Origin of the sequence: Burkholderia sp. BCC0405 (genome assembly GCF_902833075.1) — a bacterium.
Lineage (GTDB): Bacteria > Pseudomonadota > Gammaproteobacteria > Burkholderiales > Burkholderiaceae > Burkholderia.
The window spans coordinates 206,155-231,289 of record NZ_CADFEO010000006.1 but is presented as its reverse complement, the minus strand read 5'-3'; the positions used below and the strand labels follow the sequence as shown (position 1 = coordinate 231,289).

Below are 25,135 nucleotides of genomic sequence, written 5' to 3'. Positions count from 1 at the left end.
CGTTATTGTCCCGGCGTAGAACGACGAAGCGCGAGCAGGTGCTCGAGCGAGAAGAGGATGATGGCGATCGCCGCGGGCATCGCGATCAGGTAGCGCACGCCTTCCGGAATCCCGATGATCGGGATGCGGTCGCCCATCGTCTCGGCGGCCATGCTGCCGCAGCCGGCCATGATCATGATCGCGAACACGATCAGGCACAGGTGCTGGATCGCGATCACCACCGTGCGCGAGGCCGGCGGCAGCCGGCGCACGAGCGAATCGAGGCCGATATGGCCGCCGTCGCGCACCTTCATCGCCGCACCGAACATCGCGATCACGATCACGAGCAGCAGCGCGATCGGCTCGACGAAATCCGGCGCGTTCTCGAACACGTAGCGCATCACGACCGCGTAGAACACCAGCAGCGTGAGCACCGCGAGGCACGCCGACGCGATCACGGCCAGCACGCGGAACAGCACGTCGTTCACGCAGCGCAGGAACGGCGCGGCATGCGGCCGCGCCCGCGCCGCGCCGTCCGGGGCGGCGGCCGCCCCACCCGTGGCCGCCGCGCTGTTCAGGGAAGTGCGACGCGTCACTTGGTGGCCTCGATCTCGTCGACGATCTGCTTCATCTGCGGCGTCTTCTCGTACTTCGTCCACAGCGGCTGCATCGCCTTCACGAACGCCGCGCGGTCGATCTGCGCGGCCGGCAGGATCTTCGCGCCGCCCTTCGTCACGGCCTGCTGCGCGGACGCTTCGCGCGCGGTCCACAGCTTCTGGTAGTACGGCACGGAATCGGCCGCCGCCTTCCTGATGGCCGCCTGCTCCTGCGGCGACAGCGTGTCCCAGACCTTCTTCGAGAACACCAGCACTTCCGGCGTCATCGCGTGCTGCGTCTCCGAGTAGTCGGGCGCCACTTCGTAGTGCTTGGTTTCCTCGTACGACGGCATGTTGTTTTCGGCCGCGTCGACGAGCCCCGTCTTCAGGCCCGTGTACACCTCGGCGAACGGCATCGGCGTCGGCGTGCCGCCCATCGCCCTGATCTCGTCGACCATCAGGTCGGACGGTTGCACGCGCACCTTCAGCCCCTTCATGTCGGCCGGCGAGCGCACCGGGCGCTTCGCGTAGATCGAGCGCGCGCCGCTCTCGTAGAACGTCAGCGCGATCATCCCCTTCGCGGTGAACGCGTCGAGGATCTTCTGGCCGGCCGGGCCGTACATCGCCTTGCGGAAATGATCGATGTCGCGGAACAGGAACGGGAACGACGGGATCAGCGATTCCGGCACGATCTCGTTGAACGACGCGCCGTTCACGCGCGCCATGTCGATCGCGCCGATCCGCACCTGGTCGACCGTGTCCTTCTCCGAGCCGAGCGCGCTGTTGCCGAACACCTTGATCGAATCCTTGCCGCCCGTCTGCTTCGACAGCTCGTCGCCCATGAACTTCACGGCCATGTTGGTCGGGAAGTTGTCGCCATGCACGTCCGCCGAGCGGAACACGCGCGCCTGGGCGGACATCGCGAAGCCGGCCAGCAGCGCGACGGCCAGGGCGACTCGGGAGCGGTTGAATCGGTGCTTCATCGTCAGTCTCCTTGATGGTTGTGCTTGTTGTTGCGCGGCGGCCCGACGGCATGCGCATGCTTCGGCGCCGTGCGCGCTGACCGCTGACCGCTGAGTCATACGTCGTATGACGTGTTGACGCGAATGTACGTCGGTTAATCGTTTAACTCACTTGGTGCATACCCGTAGAACCATTGCCATGACGGGTGTTGGGGAAATTTCAGGGAATCGTTTTCTCTGTTTAGGCGTGTTTGCGCGAAACGTTTTCTGGAACGGGACCTGCATTCGAGCAGGAGGGACAGCCCGTTGCTTCCGCTGGCATCGGGAAGTAATCTTTCGCGTCACTTGCATTTGTTGTAGGATGACTGATCACACCGCTAGTCCGTTGGCGCTAGTCCGTTGGCGCTAGTCCGTTGGCGCTAGTCCGTTGGCGCTAGTCCGTTGGCGCTAGTCCGTTGGCGCTAGTCCGTTGGCGCGATGCCATGCGCGCGCGCCGGCCACGCACCGCCGCGTGCGGCACGACCGGGAAGGAACGACTGGGAATCCGGACGGCGGCAGGCACCCAGGCCTGCCCCGCGCCATCACGTCTGCATGACCAGCGATGTCAATTGCGCCGCGCGCGCCACTGCCGTCTTCGCGTAGATCGATTTGATCTGCGAACGGATCGTGCCGATCGACACGCCGCGCAACCCGGCGCATTCCTGCGGCGACAGCCCGTCGCAGCACAGCAGCACGGCAAGCTCGGCTTCAGCCGACGACAGCCCGTAGAACACGCGCAGCCGCTGCGCGCGGGCCGACGGCGAACGCAGGTCGGCGGCCGTCATCAGCGTCGCGACGCCCGGCCGCTCGCGCATCAGCCGTGACTGCTCGGGCACCGGCATCAGCGCCAGCGGCAGCGGTTCGCCCGTCGAGCGCCGCAACAGCAGCCCGCCGCGCGCGTGCGCGCGCCGCCATTGCGCATCGTCGACACAGCCTTCCGGCGCGAATCGCCCGTTCACCACCCGCAGCGCCGGTTCGGCCGCGAGCAGTTGATCGGCCGCGCGATTCGTATAGCGCAGCTCACGCTGCTCGCCGAGCAGGAAGACCGGCACCGGAATCGCGTCCAGCGCCGATTCGGCGGCGGCCACGCGTGCCTCGAGCGCGCCGATCCGTGCCTGGATCTGCAGCGCGCGGCCGATGTGCATTCCCATGGTTTCGATCGCGTGGCGCTGGTCATCGGAAAGGCCTGGCGATTCGGGGCCGTTCTGGACGCTGAGGAATGCGCCGGAGCCCTCGCTGCGACGGATGTACAGGCCCGAGATGCTGCCGAGCCCATAAGGGTGAAGGAATTCCTGGTAGAACGCGCCGTGCGCGCGCTGATGGGCGGACAGGTGCTTGACGTCCTCGAACCAGCGGCCCGCCGGCCAGTTGGCGGCGACCGGCACGACCGGGTCGTACAGATAGAACTCGGTGTTGTAGGCGTCGTAACACGCGGCGACCCATGACGCGTCGTCACCCGCCGCCTGCTCGATCGCCGGCACCCGCGCCGCGTCGTCGAACGACAGCAGCGTGACCATGCGCACGCCGACCCACGATCGCAGCCCGTCCAGCACCGTTTCCCATCGCTGATCGCCGAGTGCCGCAGCATAGACGTCATCGACCCATGCCGATGGAATCAATCCGTTCAGTTGCATCTGGCCACCCCGCGCCGTGCGTTTTTGTCGAACGTCTTCTGCGCATCTTAGTCAATCGGCGCCCACGTTTGAATCACTCGTTCGCGCTTGATCGAAATACCACGTTTGTTACCGCTTATCGTCTGACGTAATGGCCGTTATTCCGGCACACGCAATGCCGATCGCTTTTCATCCGGATCACGGTATGCCATGATGCGGCGCATGACGATTCGAAACACCACGCTCTCGCTGCACCATCACCACGGCCGCCCCCGGTTGCGCCGTGGTTCGTTTCGCATCTAGCAATTGCATCGGGTCAATACCCGATCAAGACGACAACCAAGGCGCCTCCGGCGCCTTTTTTGTTTTTTGCCGCCTTAAAAACCTGCCGCGCCGATCAATCGAACCCGTTATGGAGCGTTTTCAATGCAACCACCCTGGAAAGCAGTCGCCTTGCCGGATTTACCGCTCCGCGAGGATCTCAAGTTGCAGCACGCGTACGGGGCGCCGCAGCTCGATGTGCCGGTCTGCCTGAACGTCAACGAGAATCCGTATCCGCCGTCGCCCGCGCTCGTCGAGCGCATCGCGACCGCGGTGGCCGACGCGGCGCGCGCGGCGAACCGCTATCCCGATCGCGACTTTGCCGCGCTGCGAGCGCATCTGGCTGCGTATCTGACGCACGACACCGGGGTGACGGTCGACGCCTCGCGCATCTGGGCGGCCAACGGCTCGAACGAAGTGATCCAGCAGATCCTGCAGGCATTCGGCGGCCCGGGGCGTTCGGCGCTGGCCTTCACACCCGCGTATCCCATGTATGACGAATACTGCCGCACGACTTTCACGCGCCCGCATGCGTTGCCGCGCACCGTGGATTTCGTGCTGGACCGGGATCAGGCGCTCGACGGTATTCGCGAGCACCAGCCGAGCGTGGTGCTGCTGACGTCGCCGAACAACCCGACCGGCACCGCGCTGCCGGTCGACGATATCCGCGCGATACTCGACGTCGCGCCGGGCGTGGTCGTCGTCGACGAAGCTTATGCGGAGTTCCGGCGTCGCGGCGTCCCCAGCGCGGTGACGCTGCTGCCCGAGCATCCGCGGCTCGTCGTCACCCGCACGTTGAGCAAGGCGTTCAAGTTCGCGGGCGGCCGCGTCGGGTATTGCGCGTGCGCACCGGCGATCGTCGAAGCGCTGAAGCTGGTTCGATTGCCCTACCACCTGTCCGCCTTTACCCAGGCGGCGGCCTGCGCGGCGCTGGCCGCGCGTGACGAGATGCTGTCGCAAGTCGAGGCCATCAAGGCCGAGCGCGATTCGACCGTCCGCTGGCTGCGTGGCCTGGGCCTCACGGTAGCCGATTCCGACGCCAACTTCGTGATGTTCGGCGAGTTTGCGGATCGGCACCGGATCTGGAGCGGACTCCTGCGCCATGGCGTCCTGATTCGCGAGTCCGGGCCGCCGGCGTATCTTCGCGTGTCCATCGGCACCGCTGCGGAGATGGCCGCGTTTCGCGCGGCCCTGCTCGACGTGATGGCGCCCGGACAAGCGACCGGCCATCCGGTCGGCGACGCGACGGAGCGCATGTAGGCGCCGCATCCGACGATCGACTTACTTCATCGTCGCGAACCGTATCTCCATCGCGTCGAGCTTCGCGAGCACTGCTTCGCTGAGCGTCCTGACGTGGCGCGGCACATCGGGCGCCGACAGCAGCGCCTCGATGCGCCCGCGCCAGTAGCTCGGATGCCGCACACGCCCCGCGCCCGACATCGACACATCGTCAGCGTTCGTCTCGCTGTCCAGGAGAGCGACCATTCTCTGAATGTGAGAGAGCTCTCGTTCTGCATAGTCTCGTGCCAGCATATGGATTGAAATTCCCCGAAATACGACACCAGGCCTTCCGTCGACAACGCGCCATCGTGTTGCGATGCAAACGACTCACCGCACACGTCGTGTCGCCATCGTACGCAGAAGCTGTGTCAGTCAACCTCGTAGGCATGTGCTGATTTCGATACGGAACGGCGGGCCTGTCCGTTTGTTCTGATGACAGCCGGCCCGATGCCCTGCGGTCAATCGTAGGCTTGCTGTCGGGTGACGGCATCTCCCAAAGTGGGGATGCGGCGCGAGATTGGCGGGACAGTGATTTCCGGTGGTTGCGGGGAGCCCGGAGTCGCGCGGCAGGCATGCAGCACGGATGTGTGGCGTGCACGGGCGCAGTGCACGCCCCCCATGCGCGACGACTGCGAGCGCGAACGTGGAGCGCCGTGCGCCGTATGCGTCGGCCACGGCAACGTCCGCCCCCTGCTCGACGAGCGAGATCGTCTGGATGCAGGTCGCACGCCAGCGCAGCCCACCTTCCCCGCCCGCCGCGCAGGTTCGCATCACAGGTATCGATGCCGCCTGAACCTTCGCGAGATCCTCTTCGTCAAGCGACGTCTCGAATTCGTTCGCCAGCCGTTTCATTTTCTTTCGGCATTGCAGGGCCTGTTGTCACTCGCAGGCGCGTCGTGCGCCGGATATCCGAATGTTTCGCGCAACTACGCACCCGCGAGAGACGACCCGTTGCAGTCAGCCATCGGCATTGCCCTGCTTCAACCCGAAAATGAAATCCGCTTCCACCGACGCGCCTTTGGGCAATTGCAGCACGCCGACCGACGAACGCGCATGGACGCCTGCGTCGCCAAGCACCGCGTACAGGACATCGGATGCGCCGTCAGCCACTTCGCTTTGCATCGTGAAGTCAGGCGTGCTTCGCACATAGACGGTGATGCGAGGCACCGTCGCGATCGCGTCGAGCGTGCCGCAGTGCTTTCGGATCAGCGAGAGCGCGCGCAGCGCCGATACGCCGGCGGCCCGGCGAGCTTCGTCGAGCGAAACGGATTCCCCCACGACGCCAACGAAATGCACCACATCGCCGATCCGCGGAATCTGACCGGCAATGTAGGCCGCGTTCCCGTCGACCAGGACGGGCCTGTACTTTCCGCCGATCCTGATTTCCTCGTCCGGATTGAAGCCGAATTCGGCCGCGATCCGGCTCAGCTTATCGTCTCTGTTCATGGGTGAATTCCCCGATACTTCATAAAAAATGTAAAGCGGAGTTAAGTTTTTGCTGCTTGCTTTCAAGAAGAAAACCCGCCGGGAACGGTCAAAGCGACGTGCCGCCGCCGTTAAAAGTCTCCGGGTAACCCTCTACGATTTCTCAAACATGACACACTTTTCAGGTGTTCGAAGCAGTCCTGTGTCGTCTTATCGACAACAAAACGCGTCGTGGAAGAGAATTTCCTCAAAATTTTCCGCTGAAACCGCTATCATGTGTGTACTCAACCTGAAGAGCGATACATGGCAACGTACAAGGAACTGAAAGCCCAAATGGAAGCTTTGGCTGAGAAAGCCGAAGCTGCACGTGCCGCGGAATTCCAGGCGATCGTCGACGACATCCGCACCAAAGTAGCGGAATTCGGCATTACCGAGAAAGACATTTTCGGTACGCGCCGTGGTCGACCGGCCAAGCAAGCGGCCGCCCCCGTGCAGGCAAAGTATCGCGACCCGAAGACCGGGGCAACCTGGTCGGGCCGTGGTCGCGCGCCCGCATGGATCAAGGACGCGAAGAATCGCAATCGATTCCTGATCCAGGAATAAGATTCCAGACGTGCAACGGCGTGCGGTTCAGCACGCCGTCCTGTTATTTGGGCATCGATACCGGCGGTATTCAAAGACCGTTCCGGTTGATGAAGCTTTGTCTCATTCGGCGCGTGGCGGCATGCCACGCGCCCGATCGCATTCCGCCCAATATTTCCTGATTCAACGTTCGTAATAAATCGCAAGCCAGACGGATTGCGTTTCTTCGTGCGTCCACGCGACGCGATGGCGGCAATGCGGCTCGATCAGCACGTAATCGCCCGGGTGCATTTCATGGCGCGCCGGGCCGCCTTCGAATTCGAGTACGGCTGCGCCCGACAGCAACACGACCCATTCGGCGCGTGAGTCGTCATACCAAAAGCCGTCGGGGCTCGCGTGCCCCATCGATACGATTCGCTCTACGTTCAGACGCTGGCCCGTGACGAGGAGATCGATTTGCTCGTCGTCGCCGCGCCGGCCTTCGGTGGCGAACAGGTTACCGGTTTGAAGTTGCATGGTCTGGCCTCGTCGATGATCCGCGTAAGAAGGAAGCCGGTTCGAAGGCGCCGGGCAAGCGTTCACTCTAGCCCAATGACCTGACGGACACCATTGCTCGGGCAAGACCGGTTCAAGCGCATCCATGAACGCGCCGATGAATCGATCGCGGCGAATTGATTGCATAAACTCGGCCGGAGTGCGATCGCGTTCGCGTTTGCCGCCGACGCCAACCTGCGCCGCGCAAAGAGCCATCGTTGCGCATCCGGCTACCATGCGTCGGGAATTGTCTTTTGAGCACCCACGCATTGGCATGACCCGAACTGAATAATGCGTGCCGGTTTTTCAAGAAATATTCCGCGACCGCAAACCGACACCCTGCATGTCGGTAAAAATCCAAGCCATTCTCACCTCGATATATGGCGGCGCGAGTCGGGACCGCTTGATCTGCAAATCGCAACTCGATCATGCCGACATCCTGAACCGGTTTGCAGATTCACCGGCACGCCAGGATGGACGAAAACAACTGAATCGGCATTCGACGGACTTCATTGCGCGGAGAGTGCTTTTATCAACCTGGCTTGCGAGCAGAGGCACGACCTGCGCGAAGAGCAGGATGCCATCGTGTCCGGCAAGCGCCAGCAGCCATTGAGCGATGCCGTCGAGGCGGCGGCCTTGCTCCACTTGCCGCGGTTCCGGCACTGCAGCAACCGGTGAATCGGCAGTCTTGTCGGGTTGACCGGCGTTCTTCGCATCGCGCGACAGTGACCCCATGCTCCCGCCTGCATCGATTGTTTCGAGTGTGGCGCCGGAATGGAGACAGATATCTGCTCGATCAAACCACTTTGATTCATCGAAAAACCATCGAAACCAGAAAGACGACTCCAGATCGACCGACTCCGGCTTCAGGATCGAAAAAATCACGTTTAAATTATCGCATCAATAATTTCAACTTTATCAACCATTTAAAATAAGACAAAGATACATTGCATTTTGCTTGCAATGAATGACGAATGATGTAGGCTTGACGCCGCTATCGTGAACTTCTCGCAAACCCTATCCATGGTGCATTTAACTATGCGCAATATATCAGGCCGTTCTGCATCGAATTCGATTAAAGCCCTCGCTGGAATGCTGCTGATTGCAGCCTGCCTGACCGAAATCGCCCATGCGGCGCCGATCGAGGCGTCGTTGCAACGCTCGATCGAGCAGGCGCTTGAATCCCGATCGGGCAGGACGTTGGCACTGCCGGCCCAGTCGGACAGCAACCTGGTCGAGGCAATCAAGACCGATGACGTTTCCGGATGGATATTCGGTACTGCGACGCAAATCCTGCGTGAAGACGAATCCGCCGATCCCGTCACGAAGCTGTTCATCGCGCGCAACATGAATGGCCGATGGATCACGGGTGTGGAGGGCAGCGGCACGTTCGGAGAACTGCTCGATGCGGCGCCCCCCACGCTGCTCGCGGCCGGCGAGCGAAAAAATCTCGCGTCAAGACGCGCCTCGCTTGCGCCGCGGGCGGCGGCATTGCCGCAACCGGGCCTTGCGTTGCCGTGGGAGCCGAATGCCGGGTGGTACTGGACGGGCGGCGCACACGGCTGGTCCGGACAAAGCAGGCCGTATAACTCGCTCGATTTCTCGGGTGGCAACGGCCGCGTGCTGGCGGCGCGAGACGGCTATCTTTACAAGAGCTGCGAGCGCAACGGCAGCGCGATCGTGAAGGTGGTTCACGACAATGGCTATGCGACGACGTATTACCACATGGTCCAGCTGACGTCGCTGAACAGCGGTACACGCGTCCGTCAGGGGGAATATCTCGGCACCGTCGGAAACGGCCTGCCGTGCGGCGGGCAAACGACCGGGCCGCACGTTCACTTTTCATTGAGCAAGGATGGCAATGACGTGTCCGTCAATGGCATGACGATCGGCGGCTGGCAATTCTTCGAAGGCACTTCACCGTATTCCGGATACGCGGTTCGCAATCAACGGCGCGTCACCCCGCAGGCCTGGCTGGTCAACTACGGGAGCGCGGATTCCGGCGATCCGTCCACGCCCGTCAGTGCGCGCGTCCAGGCGCCGGGGCCGGCGAATCTGCGCAGCGCGCCTTCGCTGTCGGCGCCGATTGTCGGTACGCTCGAGAACGGGCGCACCGTGCAGCTCGCTTGCCACCGGTACGGCGACTCCGTGAACGGCAACTGGGGCGCCACACGGCTTTGGTATCGACTCGACTCGAATCAGTGGATCTCCGACGGATTCGTCTACACGAACAGCAATGACCCGGTGGTGCCGGAATGCGCGAATTAGCGCGGGCGCGTCGGCACCCGACTCACTCGGTCAGCAATTCGGTGCCGACGCGCGACGAGATCCCGGCCAGTTGTTCGGCGGGCTGCGGCCGCGCGAACAAAAAGCCCTGCACCTGGTGGCAACCGATCTCCCGCAGGAAAGCCAGCTGCTTTTGCGTCTCGACGCCCTCCATCACGACATCGAGCCCCAGCGCGCGCCCCATCGCAACGATCGCGCGCACGATCGCGTCGTCCGTGCTGCCCGAACCGCAATCCGTGAGGAACGACCGATCGATCTTCAGCGTATCGACGGGCAGATCCTTCAGATAGACCAGCGACGAATACCCCGTACCGAAATCGTCGATCGCCAGGCTGATGCCCCGCGTCGCCAGCTCGCGCAGCAGAATGCCGATTTCCTCGCGCGTGTTCATCGCCATGCTTTCGAGCAACTCGAGCTGCAGGCATTCGGCCGGCAATGCGGTTTCGCTGAGGATGGTCGTCAGGTCGCTGAGAAAATGGTCCGTGAAGCACTGCCGCGCCGACACGTTCACCGACACACGCCCGAACTCGAAGCCTTCGTCGAGCCAGCGGCGCGCCTGCCGGCAGGCCTCGTGCAGCACCCACCGTCCGATCGGAACGATCAGCGCCGATCGCTCCGCGAGCCCGATGAAGTCGCCCGGAGGCACCAGGCCCTTGCGCGGATGCATCCAGCGCAACAGCGCCTCCACACCGACGATCCGGCCGCTGGCCAGATCGTATTGCGGCTGGTAGAACAGGCGGAATTCGTTCTGCTCGAGCGCGCGGCGCAGTTCGCCGAGCGTCTCCAGCTGCTCCATCGCCGACGACGTCATCTTGTTTTCGAAGAACTGGAACACGTTCCTGCCCCGGCTCTTCGCGCCGTACATCGCCTGGTCCGCGAGCAGGATCAAGTGCTCCGCCTCGGTGCCGTCGTCCGGATAGATGCTGATGCCGATGCTCGGCGTCACGAAGATCTCGCGACCGCCGATGTCGATCGCCCGCCCCACTTCGTCGAGCAGCTTGCGCGCCACTCGCCCGACGTCGCGGACATCGTCGAACTCCTCGAGCACGAGCGCGAATTCGTCGCCGCCCATGCGCGCCACCGTGTCGTTCGCGCGCACGGTCGCGACGATGCGCCCCGCGACCATCTTCAGCACCTCGTCGCCGGCGTTGTGGCCGAGTGTGTCGTTGACCAGCTTGAAGCGGTCGAGATCGAGGTACATCACCGCGACCTTGCGGCCGAGCCGCTTCGCGTGAACGATCGCGTGCGCGAGCCGCTCCTCGAACAGCGTCCGGTTCGCGAGATCGGTGAGCACGTCGTGCGTGGCGAGATAGCCCAGCCGCTCCTCCGCCTGGCGCCGCTGCGTGATGTCGGAGAAGATCGCCGCATAGTGCGAGATCTCGCCGTCGTTGTCGCGGATGCTGGTGATCGTCAGGTATTCGAGAAACAGCTCGCCGGTCTTGCGGCGATTCCAGATTTCGCCTTGCCAGTGGCCATCGGTCGTCAGCGAATGCCACAGCTGCTTGTAGAAATCCGCCGTCTGGCGCCCGGAACTCAGCAGGGCCGGATTGCGCCCGACCACTTCGTCCTCGGTGTATCCGGTCAGGCGCGTGAAGGCCTGGTTGACGCGCTCGATCTTCGCGTGCCGGTCGGTCACCATGATGCCTTCGAGCGCCGATTCGAACACCCGATCGGCCATGCGCAGGTTGAAGCGGGCGAGACCCAGCGCTTCGTCGCGCTCGCGCAATGCGCTGCGCAGCTCGTTCGCGTATTCGTGCTCGATGCTCTGCAGCACGTCCGCGAAACAAAGCAGCCCGGCCAGCCTGCCCGCCTCGTCCTGGATGCCGACGTGCCGCATATTGTGCTCGGTCATGAAACGCTGCGCCGCATACAGGCTCTGCTTCGCGGTCAGCATCTGCAGCGGCTTGCTCGCGTAGGCCCCGACCGCGCCTTGCGCCCCGCCGTCCGCCAGGAGCCGGACGATGTCCCGTTCGGTCAGGATGCCGTGCTCGCCGTCGTCGTAGCCGACGAGGACCGCATCGAGTCGTTGCGCGCGCATCCGTGCGACGACCTCGTGCAGCGCAACCTGCTCGTGCACCACAACGGGCGGATGGACGCGGATCGATTCGATCGGCTTCAGGTGCAGGAAGAATTCCGGCCCCTGGTTCACGACGACGTCGGTCTGCGTCAGCACGCCGATCGCGGCGCCATCGCGAACCACCACGAAGTGCCGCACGCCCGACTGCTTGAACTTCATCGCGGCTTCACCCAGCGGCGTATTGGCTTCGAGCGTGAGCACCGGACGGCTCATCACCTCGCTGACGGGCCGATCGAGCCCGGACGGATTGTCGCCGGCCGACAGCGCATCATGCTCGGTCCAGATCCCGACGACCTGTTCATCCTCCATCACGACGATCGAGCTGCAACGCTCGGCGAACATGCGTCGTGCGACCTCCCGCACCGGCGTGGCGGGCGCGCAGGACAGAATCTGACGCGCGACGAGGCGCGCAATCGGAACATCGTAGCTGCTCGGATACATTCTCTAACCAAGACGACGAAAAACCGCCGGCGCACGACGATTCGGCAACCTGCGGGCTCGCCCGCGGCGACAAGCGCGGTGCGATCTCACTTGCCTCGAATGGTTGCGCACTCATCGAACTCGCAAACGGGGAATCGATCCATCGTTTGAAGCGTCGTGGCGGCGAGCGCGGCACATTGGCCTCGATGCCGCATTTGACGATCCCTTGTCCAACGGATCCACACGCCGGAGCCCTGCCCTTGCAGGGGCAGCCGCCCCGAGTTTACGGCAGATTTGGACAAGAGTTGAGTGCCGCGACGATATTCGGGCTGCGCGCCGGCAAGTCGAGCGGCGGCGGCCCGGGTGACATGTCGACGCTCCTGCGACGTCACCGCCCCACCCGGCTCGTGTGCTCTACGCGGGCGGCGCGATGTGCCATCGTGTTCGGCGCTGCGTCGTATGCCCGAGCGAACCCGCTTGGCGGAAAATCAGACTGTATGTCGCGCGAACGGGCGCCGGTGAAGCCGATCAATGGAGGCTGCCGGGCGGCACATGCTTCCTGCGCCGCGCTCGCGGCTCCCTTGCCTGAAAAGGACTCGCCTGAAATCGATCATCGGCAGAGCGGCACCGACACGCAGCCATCGATCTGGCGTTGCCGATCGGCCGCCGTCGGTCGAAGCCGGCTTCATGCTCACTGCGCGAGTGCGGGATCGATCTCGCTCTGCGTCAGGCCGAATGCCGCCATCCTGGCTCGATGGTCCGGCGAACCCAGATACGCACGGAGTTGCCTGTTGACCGCCTCGAGCAGATCGCTGTCTCGCCGGTTGAACGAGAACGCGCCGAGCGGGAGCCCCTGTTGCTGACCCGCCGTGCCCCGCTCGTGCGGCACGGCCTCGAGCACGGAACCGCCGATCCGATTCTGGTGGTGCGGATGTCTCCTCGGGGTCGTCCGGCGCCGTGCGCGTCGCCCAGGCGCCGCCATTCGCCGCCGTACGCAGTGCCGATGCGGGATGACCGTCTCGTCAAACAACAACTTCGCCACTGCCGGCAAAACGAACGATCAACGAGAGGAATTTTCCGCTCACGACACCCGCGCGAGGTGAAGCGCCACCAGCAGAGTGCCGCTTTGCCGGAGCAGTGCAGCCACTACTCCGGACTTCCGCGCCGGCGATCAGAAGCCGTGGTACATGCCGATGTTGACTTGAACCTGGTTGCCGCCCGATGCGGTGTTGCCAAAGTCGGCAACCGAAGCCTGAGCGCCCTGAGCATGAACGTAGCCGCCCATCGCGTACAACGCGGTGCTCTTCGACAGCGAGTACGTCGCCCCCAGCGACACCTGGTTGATCGACGCCATCGTGCGGCCTTGGGCAGCCAGCGCGGGCGTGGCTGCGGAACCGTAGACGTACGTGTACCCGGTCGCCAGCGACAGCGCCGGGGTGACCTGGTACTGCAGGAGGGCACCCAGCACGTTGAAGTGGATCGACGGCTGGCCGGCGTTGCCCTGGTACTGAGCGTTCGAGTAGCGCAAGCCGGCCGTGTACGGACCCATCTGGTATTGCGTCGCGACTTGCGCGATGCCCGCGCTCTTGAACGCATTGCCGCCGTTGTAACCCGAACTCGGATAGCCCAGCGCACCACCGAAACTCGGTTGCGCCGTTGCGTTCGTCCACCCGTTCTCACCCTGGTTGACGGCATGGAAGTAGCCGCCGGCGACCGTCAGACCACCCTGGGCGTAGTTTGCAGCCACCGACCACGATTGACCCGAACCCATCGAACCGGCAACGCCGCCGAACGAGTACGCGCCTTCAGCCTGGAAGCCATGGATGAGCGGCGAAATGTACTTCACGGCGCTGTTCTGGTTCGTCGTGTTGTCGTTGTTGTCCACGTCGCCCGGGGTCGAGAATGTCGACGCCGAAATGGCGTCGCCCGTCAGGACCTGAACCATTTCCGTCACGGCGTCGAGCTGGCGCCCCAGACGCACGGTACCGTACTGATCGGAAGCGAGCGATACGTAAGCCTGGCGGTTGAACAACGAACGCGTCGAACCGATGGGCCCCTGGCCGCCTATCCCGCCCGTACCGATGTTGAAGCCGTTTTCGATCTTGAAGATAGCCTTGAGGCCGCCACCGAGATCTTCCGTCCCCCTGAGGCCCCACTTGTTCGAACCTGCGGCACCGCCGTCGAGGCCGAACCGATTGTGGCCATTGATGTTCGACGTGTAGCCGATCCCCGCATCGAGCATGCCGTACAGGGTGATCGACGACTGGGCCATTGCCGCCGACGATGCTGCGAAGGCGGCAACAGCGATAACGCTGACCTTGGTTTTCTTGTTTTTCATCGGTATTTCACTGTCAGGAGTGGTTTCGGGATTGTTTGAAACGGTTTTTGTTGTATTCGAATGCAGATGACGGCGCACGAGCTGCGCGTCGTCTCAAGCCGCAACGGCCGGCGTCATGTTCTCCAGATCGGCATATCTGACTCAATCATTTCGTCATCCTCAAAATTTCATGCGGAAAGGCGTCTCGCATCTCGACCTGTCCGGCATTCTCTCGATTAGAACCATCGCGGCGTCCCTGCCTGGACGAAACCGCTTTCCTGCTTCCGTTGCCGCTCCGGCCATACCGCGCCGCGGGTTGATAACATGCCGAGCCGCCTGTCTGCAGCACAAACATGCAGCCCCCGCTCCAGCAACACGGCACCGTCGATCACGCAAAGGGACTCGCCCCTGAGTGGCGGCTTCCGAGCGCGTCTTGCCCATAGGCAAACGCCCGGGCATTCACTCGAACCGGCGTCCTGCTACCGAATTCGTGATCCGGACGAGCCGATGTGCCAAATCCGCGCAGCCGAAGAACCCGAACGACTCACCGCGCGAAACCGGACGCTTCTTCGACGGCATTTCGAAGAAGCACTGCATCGTCACGTTCCATGCTCGCGCCATACCCACGCGCGCGGTCGGCGATGACGAAGCCGAGCGCCAACGCAACCGGGCCGCGCTTTGCAGGTGCGAAAAACCATATCAGGAACATAAATCATCGTCAAAATTTGTTTGATATAAGTTAATCGCGTTTGATAACCCTAGCTTTACCGGGATTTCCCTAATAGGAACTGGCGCGAAGACAAAGCTTCAGGGAAATCCGTGCCGTCACTCCGATGCACGGCTCGCATGGCATCGAGCCATGTAGCGGGCTGACGCCGGGAGCTCCCGAGCAGCGAGGCGGGCCAGGCATCTGGCGGTCAAACGGTTTGGGTGCACCGAAACCTGTATGCCGCTATGTCGGCGTGCGGATCAAAAACTTCTCCCGATCTTGTCCGGCCATCCAACGCGGCGTCCGTCCACGTCCACTCCAGACAGCGCCTGACACCGGGTCCCGATATTTCGGGATCGCCGGTGCGCGACGCCTGACCCGACAGGGCACACATTGGATCCCGGCAAACAAATCCTCGGGCCTCAGATCGAACTCGGCGATGATTTTCTGAACATCCTTTACGGCGTTCTCCATTTCATTCTTGCGCGCAAGTTCCACCTGAGCTTGAAGTGTACGCATCTTGGCTTTCAGCTCCAGGTAGGTAGACATCTCGGTTCCTTTGGTTGGGGCAATGTTTTGAACTGGTTGATTTGAAACCGTCACCGTTCTATATTTTTCGCAATACTTACTATATTTGACTGAACGAACGCAATGGTCGCTCGAAACAAAAGGTGCGATCGAGAGGGGAGATCGCGAACCGCCTGCGCCGAGCGCTGACGCGTCGCAGAAGACAGGCGGGGCAGTCGACCGAGGCTAATGGTTCTTACAAGAATTTGCCGATCTGCTCACTGCTTGATGACCCGGCTGCGTGCCGAGGGACGCACGGGGGTGCCTACGCAACGCGTTTCGGCAGGTCGATATCGTCGTGGCATGCGGTCGGCCATGGTGGTCTCTCAATGTGTACGCCAAGGTCAGGCCATAGACGATGTTCGCAGCATCGTCCATGGCCGCTTCCGACGCCTCACCGCTCGCTTTCGGCAAAATGCGGCGAGGATTCGTTCAGGAAGTCAACGAGCGCCAGCGCTACTCATTGATTTCCCTTCAACTTCAGCCAGACCTTGTTGCGTAGCTGAATCGCCGCAGGCGAGCACATCTTGTACGGTTTGAGCCTGTCCTTGTATTGCTCGGGCATCTTGGTCGCGGGGTTGTTCAGCAGCGCAGGATCAACGTAGCGCTCCGACCCGATGATCTCGTTGTTGTACCGGATCGCGTTCGTCACCAGCGCGATGTTTTCAGGCCGCATCATCCAGTCGACGAACTTGTAGGCCGATTCGACGTTCCGCGCTTTCGCCGGGATAAGCAGACTATCCATGAACAACCGGACGCCCTCTTTCGGATACACGAATCGGATGCTCGCCAGACGATCCTGCGCGCGCGCAGCGGCACCATTCCAGATGTGCTGAACGGTGATTTGCCTGGACGCGAGACGGTCGATCGTTCCGTCGTTGCTGTATGTCTTCACGAACGGCTTCTGCTTCTGCAGGACGTCAAGCACGCGCTTCGCATCCTCGGGGCGCTCGGTGCATTCGTCCTGCCCCAGATACCAGCTCGCGGCCATGTACAACTCCTCCTCGACGTCCAGGTCGCCGACCTGGCCGCGCAGTGCCGCCGGGGGCTCGAAGAAGGACTTCCAGCTATCGTCGAGCCTGCCGCCCGGCACGCGCGCGCTGTCATACGCAAACCCGGTCAGGACGACCGTAAAGGGCATCGCGTAGTCCCGCTGAGAATCGAATGCCGGATGACGGTATTCCGGCTTGATGTTTGCGATATTCGGCAACTTGCTCTTGTCGAGCTTGAGCAACAGGCCGGATTTCACGAGCACCGGGACGTAATAGTCGCCGGCCACCACGACGTCGTAGCCGCCGCCGCCAGCCTGCAGTTTCTGGGTCAGCGCGGCATCGCTTGCATACGTGTCCAGCGTCGTCTCGATGCCGGTATCCGTCTGGAACTTCTTGATCAAGTTCGCAGGCAGGATGCCCGGCCAGCTTCCGATATGAAGCTCGGCAGCCTGCGTCGTAACAGCCGCCAGGAGCAACATCGCCCCGATTGTTTTTTTCATACTGTTCCTATTGCTTGGAGATTTGCGTGATGCATCCCGGATTGCTTGGGCGCGGTTCTTCTTTTACCTCGAGCACCGATGAGCCAGACCGCCATCAGCTGCACCGACGAAAGGCCGATGACGACGGTCGAGACCGCACTGACCTTGGGCGTGATCCCGATCTTCATCGCACTGAAGATGTACATCGGCAGTGTGGTCATGCCGGCCCCGGCGAGAAAGTAACTGGTGACGTAGTCGTTCATCGACCCGACGAACGACAGCAGCGCCCCGGCGACTATGCCGGGTAGCGCCAGAGGCAAGGTAATTTGCCGGAACGCCGCCCAGGGTGTGGCCGACAGGTCCGCGGCGGCCTCGAGCAAGGTGCGATCGATCCGCTTGAGCCTGGCTTTGATCGGCAGGTAAGCAAGCGGCACGCTAAAGACCACATGCGCAAACAGGACGACACCGAATGCGGGCTCGGTCTTGAACATCGAGAACAGCATCATGGTGGCGATCGCCAGCACGATTTCGGGGATTGCCAGAGGAAGCGCGATGAGAAGTCCCGCCGGGTCGAAACCGCGCCGATCGCTTCGCGACCACCAGGCGAGCGCTGCACTCGTCGCAAGCGTGGTGGAAAGCACCATCGACGCCAACGCCAGCAGCAGCGAGTTCTTCGCGGCGCGGACCAATGTCGGATCAGACCAGGCTTCCACGTAACCGCGGATACCGAACCCGTCCCATATGAGGGCCGACTGTCCGACGTTGAAGCTCATCCAGATCACGGTCAGCATCGGCAGATAGAGGAACGACAGCGCCGCGAATGCGATTGGACGGGTCAACGGAAACCGGCGCAGTTCACGCGAACTCATGAACGCGCTCCTGTCGTTGAAAGAGCACGCCCAGTCGAGACACGAGCATCGCCAGAAGCACCACGGCGAGCAATGCAAACGACATGGCAGCGCCCAAAGGCCAATCCCGTCCACCGGCGAACTGGAAATCGATCAAGTTGCCGATCATGAAAGCATGGTTGCCACCGAGCAAACCCGGGATCGTATAGGAGCCCAGTGCCGGAACGAAGACGAGGCCGACGCCCGCCATGATGCCCGGACGGCAGCACGGCACGACGACATGGACCAGTGCGGCCGGCTTGTGCGCCCCCAGATCGTAGGCCGCTTCGACCAGCCGCCAGTCGAGGTCATCGAGCGCCGCGAAGATCGGCAGGATCATGAATGGCGTGAACGCATAGACGAGGCCGATCAAGGTCGCGAGATCGGTATAGAGCAAGCCGAGCGGGCCTTTCATGATGCCGGCCCTGGTCAATAGCTGATTCACCAGGCCGTTGTCCGCGATGATGATGATCCACCCGTACATCTGGACGACGACGCAGGTCCAGAACGGGATCGTGATCAAGATCAGCAACGCGGCTTTCCACTTCCGCGGGCGCGTCGCCATGAAAAGCGCCGTCGGGAATCCGATCAACAGGCATCCCGCGGTGGTCAGCAGGGCCATGACCATCGACCGCGCGAAAATGGCGAGATAACCCTGCTGAACGACAAGCGAACCATCAAAGTCCTGATCGAAGACGACCCGCTCGTACGCCCGAGCAGTGAAGTCGCCCCACGCGACGCCGCCGAAGTCGAGCGGCGCGCTGAGCGAGACCACCGCCAGGACGATCAAGGGAAGCACGACACCCGCGACCATGACGGGCACTGCCGGGTTATACATCTTCCGCCATGATTTCAGCAGACGGACTATAGGGACTTGGCGCACTACCAACAACCTCGAATCGGTCGGTTAGATGGGCAGGAAGCGTATCAAATTGACTGCTCCATTTACAGGGGTTGCCCGTGCCGTTCGCGCCAATGTGTTACCCGTGAGCGACAATGAAATTATAAATTTGCCGATTGACATTTTTAGGCAAACCATTTCAGATATGGAAATTCACTAATTAGTGTAATTTGGATCGACGCAGGGATATTAAATTATTGCCCAATCGCCAGGCCACCATGAACGGTCACCGGGTGCTGCGCCCCACGCCGATGGCCGACTGGCCCTCAGTCCGCGGCGGCACATGTCGACAGCTATCCCGCTCCCGCGTCAGGATCGTTGGTGGATTTGCAAAAATCGTGAGATAGTTGCCCAAGTCGCACCACGTATATTTCATATAACGAGATGAGAGACGATAACGAATATGGCCATTGCTGAGAATCTGGAATACCGCCGAATGACCGAGCGCGACATCGGCGCTTTTTATGACGTGCGATTCTCCGTGAGCGAGAATAGAATCCATCCGCACCAGGTTCACCTGCTCAACCGCAACCTCTTGATCGAGAAAATCAGGCAGGGAGGCGGCTGGATTTGTGAATCTCGCGATGAGGTGGTCGGGATCTGCCTGCCGGTCATCACCGAAAAGCCGTTCATCACGGCCTTGTTTGTGAGGCCGTCATTCCATGGCGCCGGCATCGGCCGCGCGTTGCTCGACCGTGCGCTGACGTGGTTGAAGGAAAAGGGCGTGGCGCAAGTCACGCTCGTGACCGACCCGGGCTCGCGAGCCGATGGCTTCTACCAGCGTCTCGGGTGGAAGCGCGGCGAACTGGACGAGTATGGATGCCAGGTCGTGTTTACGAAGTCGCTCGGAAATGCGTGATCCAAGGCGTCAAATGAGGCCGGTAGCCGACGTCATTCACCGCACTGCAGCGCAACGTCCCGCGCCGCTTCACACCATCTTCGTCACGCTCGACTTCATGAAGCGCATGGGGGTTCCCGTCGACGTCCTGCTGAAAGGCACGGGCATTTCTCCCTCGGACGTCGAGCGACCCGACGCAATGGTCACGCATGCACAGGAAATGGTGCTGTTTGCGAATGCGCTCGAGGCAACCGGCGACACCTCGATCGGGCTTCATATCGGAAACGCGATCCCGGTGACATCGTACGGCCTGCGAGCCCACGCGATGCTGGTGAGCCCGACGCTGGGTGACGCGCTGCGCCTGGGCTTCGATCATCCATTGCTGGGGATCAGTTATTTCAGAATGAGGATGACGACAAGGGGCGATGTGGCCAGGATTGCGGTTGGCGGCTATACCTATCGCCCGGATCTCCTTGTCTTGAACACCGACATGGTTTTCACCGCCATTCGCCGGGAGATGCATGATTTGATCGGAAAATATCCGGCGTTTCTGAAGATAGGATTTTCTTATCCGGAACCCCCGCACGCGGAGTCTTACCGCGCCTATTTCAACTGCCCGATCGAATTCAATTCCAGCGAAAATTTTCTCGAGTTCGATCGATCGACACTCGAGACCGAGCTTCCGCTCGCCCACCCGATAGAATTCGAATTGGCGAAAAAGGCGTGCGCAAAGCGCGAATTCGAACTGGCGCACTGGGCCCCATCGGACCTCATCGGACGACTACTTGCGCTGATGTATGACAACCCCGCGTGTCAAGACATCGCTGATTTTTCCAGCGCGCTCGGGCTTTCACTGCGCAGCTTGCAGCGCAAACTCCAGGAAATGGGAACGTCGTTCAGCGCCATGCACAACCTTGTGCGTCAAGATCTGACGTCGCAATATCTTTCCAAAAAGGAATATTCGATCAAGGAGATCGCAGCGCGATTGGGGTACAAAAACACATCCGCATTCAGCCGGGCGATGAAGCGCTGGTCGAAAGAAGCGACCGGATGACATCCGGAAGATTGTCCATACGACAACGACAACGCGATCGAGTCGCCGCACCTGCAGCTTCGCAAGATCATCAAGGCGGCAGCCGATCGTGCACGTCACCAGCCGCCCTTCATCCCACCGCCGCCCTCAACCACCCCAGCAACTCCGCCTGCGCACTCCCCGCCGCCACCGGTTCCGGCGTCAACAAGCAGTAATGCGAACCATCCTCGACGAACCCCATCGGCGCGACCAGCACGCCGCTTTCGATATCATCGCGAACGAGATGCCACGGACCCATGGCGACACCGAGCCCCGCGACCGCCGCCTGCAGACTGAAGTAGAAATGGTCGAACATCTGCCCGCGCCCGCGGGCTACCGGCTGATGCGCCGCCACCGCCCATTCCTTCCACGCGTCCGGCCGTGTCCGCGTCTGCAACCGCGGCACGTCCGCCTTCAATGAACGATCGCCGCGACGCGCAGAAAACCACGCATCGACCTTGTCCGGCCGGCAAACCGGCCCGACCTTCTCCGCGAACAGACGCTCCGCGTGATAACCCGCTGGCCACGCAAAGTCATTGCGTCGAATCGCCATGTCGATGCCGCTGTCGAACGAAAACGGGCCACCCGCGGCCGCCAGGTGAATGTCGACGCCTGCATGCCGCTCCTGAAAATCCGGCCAGCGCGGAATCAGCCAGCGCATCAGAAGCGTCGGCTCGCACGACAGAACCCAGCGCCGCGCCCGGGCAGCCTCGGTACGCAATTCCTGCGCGGCGTGACGCATCAGCCCGAGCCCGTCATGGACAGCCTGCGCCAGCTTGCGGCCCGCATCGGTCAGAAACACGCGACGGCTGCGCCGCTGAAACAGCGCCACGCCCAGGTCGCCCTCGAGCAATCGCACCGCGCGGCTGACCGCGCCATGGGTCAAGCACAGTTCGTCGGCGGCACGGCTGAAATTCTCATGACGCGCCGCCGCCTCGAAGCAGCGCAGCGCCATCAGCGACGGCAGGCTCCCGCGAACCGATTGTGAGTCAATCTCACCATTCTGGTCAGAAATCATCGCTTTTCCCGATGGAACATGACCCATAAGATTGCGCCATCAAGCCATCAATCGCAAGGACAAGACGATGACCGAATTGATAGTCGTAATCACCATCACGCTGCTTGCCGTGATCAGCCCGGGGCCGGATTTCGCGATGGTCACGCGCAACAGCCTGATGCTGTCGCGCCGCTCGGGCGTGCTCACCGCGCTGGGTATCGGGCTCGGCGTGACGATTCACGTGAGTTACACGCTGCTGGGCGTCGGCCTGCTGATCCGCCAGTCCCTGTGGCTCTTCAACGCCGTCAAGCTGGTCGGCGCGATCTACCTGATCTACCTCGGCGTGAAGATGCTCATGACGAAGGCCGGCAACGGGCGGCCGGATGCACCGCCCGCACCGCTATCCGATCTGGCCGCGCTGCGCACCGGCTTCCTGACCAATGCGCTGAACCCCAAGACCACGGTGTTCATCGTCAGCCTGTTCATGCAGGCCGTGCGGCCGGACACGCCGTTGATCGTGCAGATCGGCTACGGCGCGTTCATCGCCGTCGCGCATGCCGGCTGGTTCAGCCTGGTGGCCCTGTGCTTCTCCGCCACGGCCGTCCGCGATCGGCTGCTGGCGCTGCGCCACTGGATCGACCGTACCTTCGGCTGTCTGCTCGTCGGCTTCGGCGTCGCGCTCGCCATCGCGCGCGGCGGGCGCTGACTCGAAACGACGCGCCGCGTGCCGATGCAACCGGCGAGCGCGCTTCGCTGGCGCGCCGGATGCGCCGTTCGGCAGCGTCAGAACCTGCGCGCGATCGATCCGGCCGATTTCGATGCGATCTACTTCACCGGCATCCATGCGGTGATGTGGGACTACCCGGACGATGCGGGGCGGCAGCGGCTCACGCGCGAGATCGACGAACGCGGCGGCATCGTGTCGTCGGTCTGTCCCGGCTACCGCGGGCTGCTGAACCCGAAGCTGTCGGACAGCTCGCTGCTGGTTGCCGGGCGCCGGATCACCGGCTATGCGTGGTTGGAGGAAATCCTGGCCGGCGTCGCGAACAAGGTGCCCTGCAACGTCGAGCAGCAGATGCAGCAGCGTGGCGCGCGCTACGAGAAGGCGCTGCTGCCGTTCACGTCGAACGTCGTCGTCGACGGCCGCCTGGTGACCGGCCAGATCCTGAAAGGGTGCGAAAGCAGGGAGCGTCATCGGGGAAAGCGGTCGAGGTCGGGATGTCGATGATCGCCGCAAGCGCCACGCGGCACACGATCCGCCATCCGATTCGCATTCGATTCCGCCATCTCGAGCAAACCGTTACCTGCGGCGGAACCGGTTGGCTTATAGTGCGAATTGCCCATTCGACAAGGAGCGCTGCGATGACATCGCTGGCCAACGGTCCGTTTCAAGTGAAGCTGAATCCGGAATCCCTGAGTACCGTCGCGGAACGGTCCGGGCTCGGCCGCATGTCGCTGGACAAGCAATATCACGGCGACCTGGAAGCCGTCAGTCAGGGCGAGATGCTCGCGTTTCGAAGCAGCGTCCAGGGTTCCGCCGGCTATGTGGCCATGGAAACCGTGCAAGGTGTGCTGGGCGGCCGCCACGGCAGTTTTGTCCTGCAGCACAGCTCCACCATGACCCGCGGGCAGCCGCAGCAATCGATCACCGTCGTGCCCGATTCCGGAACCGGAGAATTGCTGGGGCTCTCGGGCTCGATGACGATTGCCATCGACAACGGCCAGCATTCGTACCGCTTCGACTACACGCTGCCTGACTCGCCCCGCTAAGCCGACGCATCGGGATGCGGCGACTTCGTCGCGTCGCCGCGACGCTACAGTCACGCCCTCCGTGCAGCATTCATCCGCCCGATACCCGGCGCTTGCGCTTCGACGAAGGCATTGCCGGGTTCGCTCATGATCGGGTGAAGGCATTCGACCGCGGCGATGCACTCAACCATCGCCGAGCCATCACACCACGGTCGCCATGCGTTCAATTCCATGCATGGCGCGCCGGCCGCACGCCGTTCAGGTAGTAGTTGCCGACGAGGTGGTATTTCCAGCGCACCGGATCGTGCAGCGTGTGCGTGCGTGCATTGCGCCAATGCCGGTCGAGGTTGTGCTCGGCCAGCGTCGACTGCGTGCCGGCCAGCTCGAACAGCTTCTCGCCCGCGAGCAGCGCGATCTCCGTCGTCAGCACCTTCGCCTCGCCCACCGCCACCGACGCGCGCGCGACATCGCCCTCGGTCACGTCGCCGCGCGCCGCGATCTCGTCGAGCGTCCGCGCCGCGCGCTCCAGCAGCGCCTCCGCCGCATGCAGCTGGATGTGCAAGTGGCCGATCTCGCGAATCGTCAGCGGATCGTCGGCCGCCCGCTCGACGCCGCTGTCGACCCACGGCCGCGTGCGCGTGCGCACGAACGCCAGCGTATCGTCGAGCGCGGCCTGCGCGATGCCCGCGTCGATCGCGGCCTGGATGATCTGCGACAGCGGGCCGTTCAACGTCGGCAGATCCGACACGCGCTGGGCCGGCAGCACATGCGACGCAGGCACGCGCACGTGGTCGAGCACGACGGTGCCGCTCGCGGTGGTCCGCTGCCCGAACCCCGACCAGTCGTCGATCACGGTCAGCCCGGGCGTCGGCCGGCGAATGTACGCGAGCCACGCGTGGCGCTCGTCGTCGAGGCCGAGCACCGGCACGTAATGCGCGAACAGCGCCCCGGTCGAATAGAACTTGGCACCGTCGACGACGTAATCGTCGCCGTCCCGCCGCACGCGCGTCTTCAGGTCGAGCACGTGCTTCGTGCCCTTCTCCGAAAAGCCGTTGCCGAACCGCTTGCCGCTCAGCACTTCCGAGAAAAAGTGGCGCTTCTGCGCGTCGGCGCCGGTCAGCGCGATCACGTCGACCAGCCCGAAATGATTTTGCGGCAACTGCCCGAGCGACGGATCGGCCGCCGCGACGATCTTCACGACCTCCGTCAGCGTCACATGCGATACGCCCGCGCCGCCATAGGCCTTCGGCACCGTGATGGCCCACAGCCCCGATTGCGAGAACCATTCGATCTCGTCGTGCGGCAGCCGGCGCACCCGGTCGCGCTCGGCCGCCCCTTCCGCAAGCCGCTGCGCAAGCGCATGCGCGGCCGCGATGGCCTGCGCGTCGTCGGCGATCACGCGGGCCGCCTGCGGTTGCGTATCGGCCGGCCGTTCCTGGATCGTGGCGCTCGTCTCTGACATCGGGCTCTCCTGCTGATTGACGGAAAGATTCAATCTAGCAGCGCCCCGCA

24 protein-coding genes and 2 pseudogenes are annotated in these 25,135 nt (G+C 62.8%); 8 read left to right on the top strand and 18 right to left on the bottom strand.

Annotated elements, in window-relative coordinates:
* Nucleotides 1–2 precede the first annotated feature (2 nt).
* The 3 genes from HWX36_RS12210 to HWX36_RS12200 form a co-directional block, all read right to left on the bottom strand.
* Nucleotides 3–575, bottom strand: coding sequence for a TRAP transporter small permease (locus HWX36_RS12210; protein ID WP_175952344.1), 573 nt, complete (start codon nucleotides 573–575; stop codon nucleotides 3–5).
* Nucleotides 572–1,558, bottom strand: a complete 987-nt coding sequence (locus tag HWX36_RS12205) for a TRAP transporter substrate-binding protein (protein WP_175952343.1) — start codon at nucleotides 1,556–1,558, stop codon at nucleotides 572–574. The genes HWX36_RS12210 and HWX36_RS12205 overlap by 4 nt, the downstream gene beginning before the upstream one ends.
* Before the next feature lie 560 nt (nucleotides 1,559–2,118).
* Complete coding sequence (locus HWX36_RS12200) at nucleotides 2,119–3,210, bottom strand: helix-turn-helix transcriptional regulator (RefSeq protein WP_175952342.1); 1,092 nt, start codon at nucleotides 3,208–3,210, stop codon at nucleotides 2,119–2,121.
* A 405-nt stretch (nucleotides 3,211–3,615) separates the two neighbouring features.
* On the opposite strand from HWX36_RS12200, the gene HWX36_RS12195 reads away from it, so the two are divergent.
* Entirely contained in the window at nucleotides 3,616–4,770 is a 1,155-nt protein-coding gene (locus HWX36_RS12195) for a histidinol-phosphate transaminase (protein WP_175952341.1), read from the top strand.
* 21 nt (nucleotides 4,771–4,791) lie between these two features.
* Here HWX36_RS12195 and HWX36_RS12190 read toward each other — a convergent pair whose 3' ends face one another.
* A complete protein-coding gene (locus tag HWX36_RS12190; RefSeq protein ID WP_175952340.1) occupies nucleotides 4,792–5,043 on the bottom strand; it encodes a hypothetical protein in 252 nt (83 codons plus the stop codon).
* A gap of 705 nt (nucleotides 5,044–5,748) precedes the next feature.
* Complete coding sequence (locus tag HWX36_RS12185) at nucleotides 5,749–6,237, bottom strand: RidA family protein (RefSeq protein ID WP_175952487.1); 489 nt, start codon at nucleotides 6,235–6,237, stop codon at nucleotides 5,749–5,751.
* 282 nt (nucleotides 6,238–6,519) lie between these two features.
* On the opposite strand from HWX36_RS12185, the gene HWX36_RS12180 reads away from it, so the two are divergent.
* Entirely contained in the window at nucleotides 6,520–6,819 is a 300-nt protein-coding gene (locus tag HWX36_RS12180) for an H-NS histone family protein (protein ID WP_011350136.1), read from the top strand.
* A gap of 162 nt (nucleotides 6,820–6,981) precedes the next feature.
* On the opposite strand, the gene HWX36_RS12175 is transcribed toward HWX36_RS12180, so the two are convergent.
* Entirely contained in the window at nucleotides 6,982–7,314 is a 333-nt protein-coding gene (locus HWX36_RS12175; protein ID WP_175952486.1) for a cupin domain-containing protein, read from the bottom strand.
* 444 nt (nucleotides 7,315–7,758) lie between these two features.
* Nucleotides 7,759–8,217 (bottom strand): hypothetical protein, encoded by a 459-nt coding sequence (locus HWX36_RS12170; RefSeq protein ID WP_175952339.1) that lies wholly within the window; start codon nucleotides 8,215–8,217, stop codon nucleotides 7,759–7,761.
* Between the two features lie 153 nt (nucleotides 8,218–8,370).
* Here HWX36_RS12170 and HWX36_RS12165 point away from each other — a divergent pair, with 153 nt between their 5' ends.
* Complete coding sequence (locus HWX36_RS12165; protein ID WP_175952485.1) at nucleotides 8,371–9,600, top strand: peptidoglycan DD-metalloendopeptidase family protein; 1,230 nt, start codon at nucleotides 8,371–8,373, stop codon at nucleotides 9,598–9,600.
* Between the two features lie 22 nt (nucleotides 9,601–9,622).
* Here the strand turns inward: HWX36_RS12165 and HWX36_RS12160 are convergent, their stop codons facing one another.
* The 8 genes and pseudogenes from HWX36_RS12160 to HWX36_RS12125 all read right to left on the bottom strand — a co-directional run bounded on the left by HWX36_RS12160 (nucleotide 9,623) and on the right by HWX36_RS12125 (nucleotide 18,880).
* Nucleotides 9,623–12,136 (bottom strand): EAL domain-containing protein, encoded by a 2,514-nt coding sequence (locus HWX36_RS12160; RefSeq protein ID WP_175952338.1) that lies wholly within the window; start codon nucleotides 12,134–12,136, stop codon nucleotides 9,623–9,625.
* A 670-nt stretch (nucleotides 12,137–12,806) separates the two neighbouring features.
* Nucleotides 12,807–13,031 (bottom strand): annotated as a pseudogene (locus tag HWX36_RS12155) (amino acid ABC transporter substrate-binding protein); the annotation flags it as partial.
* Between the two features lie 255 nt (nucleotides 13,032–13,286).
* The gene (locus tag HWX36_RS12150) at nucleotides 13,287–14,453 is read right to left on the bottom strand and encodes a porin (RefSeq protein ID WP_175952484.1); all 1,167 of its coding nucleotides are present in this window, start codon (nucleotides 14,451–14,453) and stop codon (nucleotides 13,287–13,289) included.
* A gap of 523 nt (nucleotides 14,454–14,976) precedes the next feature.
* Nucleotides 14,977–15,141 carry a hypothetical protein gene (locus HWX36_RS12145; RefSeq protein ID WP_175952337.1) on the bottom strand — a complete coding sequence of 55 codons (165 nt, stop codon included), beginning with the start codon at nucleotides 15,139–15,141 and terminating at the stop codon, nucleotides 14,977–14,979.
* 243 nt (nucleotides 15,142–15,384) lie between these two features.
* Nucleotides 15,385–15,690, bottom strand: coding sequence for an H-NS histone family protein (locus tag HWX36_RS12140; RefSeq protein WP_175952336.1), 306 nt, complete (start codon nucleotides 15,688–15,690; stop codon nucleotides 15,385–15,387).
* A 478-nt stretch (nucleotides 15,691–16,168) separates the two neighbouring features.
* The gene (locus HWX36_RS12135) at nucleotides 16,169–17,200 is read right to left on the bottom strand and encodes an extracellular solute-binding protein (RefSeq protein WP_175952335.1); all 1,032 of its coding nucleotides are present in this window, start codon (nucleotides 17,198–17,200) and stop codon (nucleotides 16,169–16,171) included.
* Nucleotides 17,197–18,048 carry an ABC transporter permease gene (locus tag HWX36_RS12130; RefSeq protein ID WP_175952334.1) on the bottom strand — a complete coding sequence of 284 codons (852 nt, stop codon included), beginning with the start codon at nucleotides 18,046–18,048 and terminating at the stop codon, nucleotides 17,197–17,199. The genes HWX36_RS12135 and HWX36_RS12130 overlap by 4 nt, the downstream gene beginning before the upstream one ends.
* Entirely contained in the window at nucleotides 18,035–18,880 is an 846-nt protein-coding gene (locus tag HWX36_RS12125) for an ABC transporter permease (RefSeq protein ID WP_244136411.1), read from the bottom strand. Before HWX36_RS12125 ends, HWX36_RS12130 begins: the two co-directional genes overlap by 14 nt.
* Nucleotides 18,881–19,370: 490 nt before the next feature.
* On the opposite strand from HWX36_RS12125, the gene HWX36_RS12120 reads away from it, so the two are divergent.
* Nucleotides 19,371–19,826 (top strand): GNAT family N-acetyltransferase, encoded by a 456-nt coding sequence (locus HWX36_RS12120; RefSeq protein WP_175952332.1) that lies wholly within the window; start codon nucleotides 19,371–19,373, stop codon nucleotides 19,824–19,826.
* Nucleotides 19,827–19,839: 13 nt separating this feature from the next.
* A complete protein-coding gene (locus tag HWX36_RS12115; RefSeq protein ID WP_175952331.1) occupies nucleotides 19,840–20,859 on the top strand; it encodes an AraC family transcriptional regulator in 1,020 nt (339 codons plus the stop codon).
* A gap of 109 nt (nucleotides 20,860–20,968) precedes the next feature.
* Here the strand turns inward: HWX36_RS12115 and HWX36_RS12110 are convergent, their stop codons facing one another.
* The gene (locus tag HWX36_RS12110; protein WP_175952330.1) at nucleotides 20,969–21,895 is read right to left on the bottom strand and encodes a LysR family transcriptional regulator; all 927 of its coding nucleotides are present in this window, start codon (nucleotides 21,893–21,895) and stop codon (nucleotides 20,969–20,971) included.
* Between the two features lie 67 nt (nucleotides 21,896–21,962).
* On the opposite strand from HWX36_RS12110, the gene HWX36_RS12105 reads away from it, so the two are divergent.
* From HWX36_RS12105 to HWX36_RS12095, 3 genes and pseudogenes are all read left to right on the top strand, one after another.
* Nucleotides 21,963–22,580, top strand: coding sequence for a LysE family transporter (locus HWX36_RS12105; RefSeq protein ID WP_175952329.1), 618 nt, complete (start codon nucleotides 21,963–21,965; stop codon nucleotides 22,578–22,580).
* A gap of 93 nt (nucleotides 22,581–22,673) precedes the next feature.
* Nucleotides 22,674–23,102: pseudogene (locus HWX36_RS12100) on the top strand (type 1 glutamine amidotransferase domain-containing protein); the annotation flags it as partial.
* Nucleotides 23,103–23,236: 134 nt separating this feature from the next.
* On the top strand, nucleotides 23,237–23,644 hold the full coding sequence (locus HWX36_RS12095) for a DUF3224 domain-containing protein (RefSeq protein WP_175952483.1): 408 nt from the start codon (nucleotides 23,237–23,239) through the stop codon (nucleotides 23,642–23,644).
* 50 nt (nucleotides 23,645–23,694) lie between these two features.
* Here HWX36_RS12095 and HWX36_RS12090 read toward each other — a convergent pair whose 3' ends face one another.
* Together HWX36_RS12090 and HWX36_RS12085 are read right to left on the bottom strand one after the other, a co-directional pair.
* Nucleotides 23,695–23,856: a hypothetical protein gene (locus tag HWX36_RS12090; RefSeq protein WP_175952328.1), complete on the bottom strand. Its 162-nt coding sequence runs from the start codon at nucleotides 23,854–23,856 to the stop codon at nucleotides 23,695–23,697.
* On the bottom strand, nucleotides 23,847–25,085 hold the full coding sequence (locus tag HWX36_RS12085; RefSeq protein WP_175952327.1) for an SfnB family sulfur acquisition oxidoreductase: 1,239 nt from the start codon (nucleotides 25,083–25,085) through the stop codon (nucleotides 23,847–23,849). The genes HWX36_RS12090 and HWX36_RS12085 overlap by 10 nt, the downstream gene beginning before the upstream one ends.
* Nucleotides 25,086–25,135: the final 50 nt, after the last annotated feature.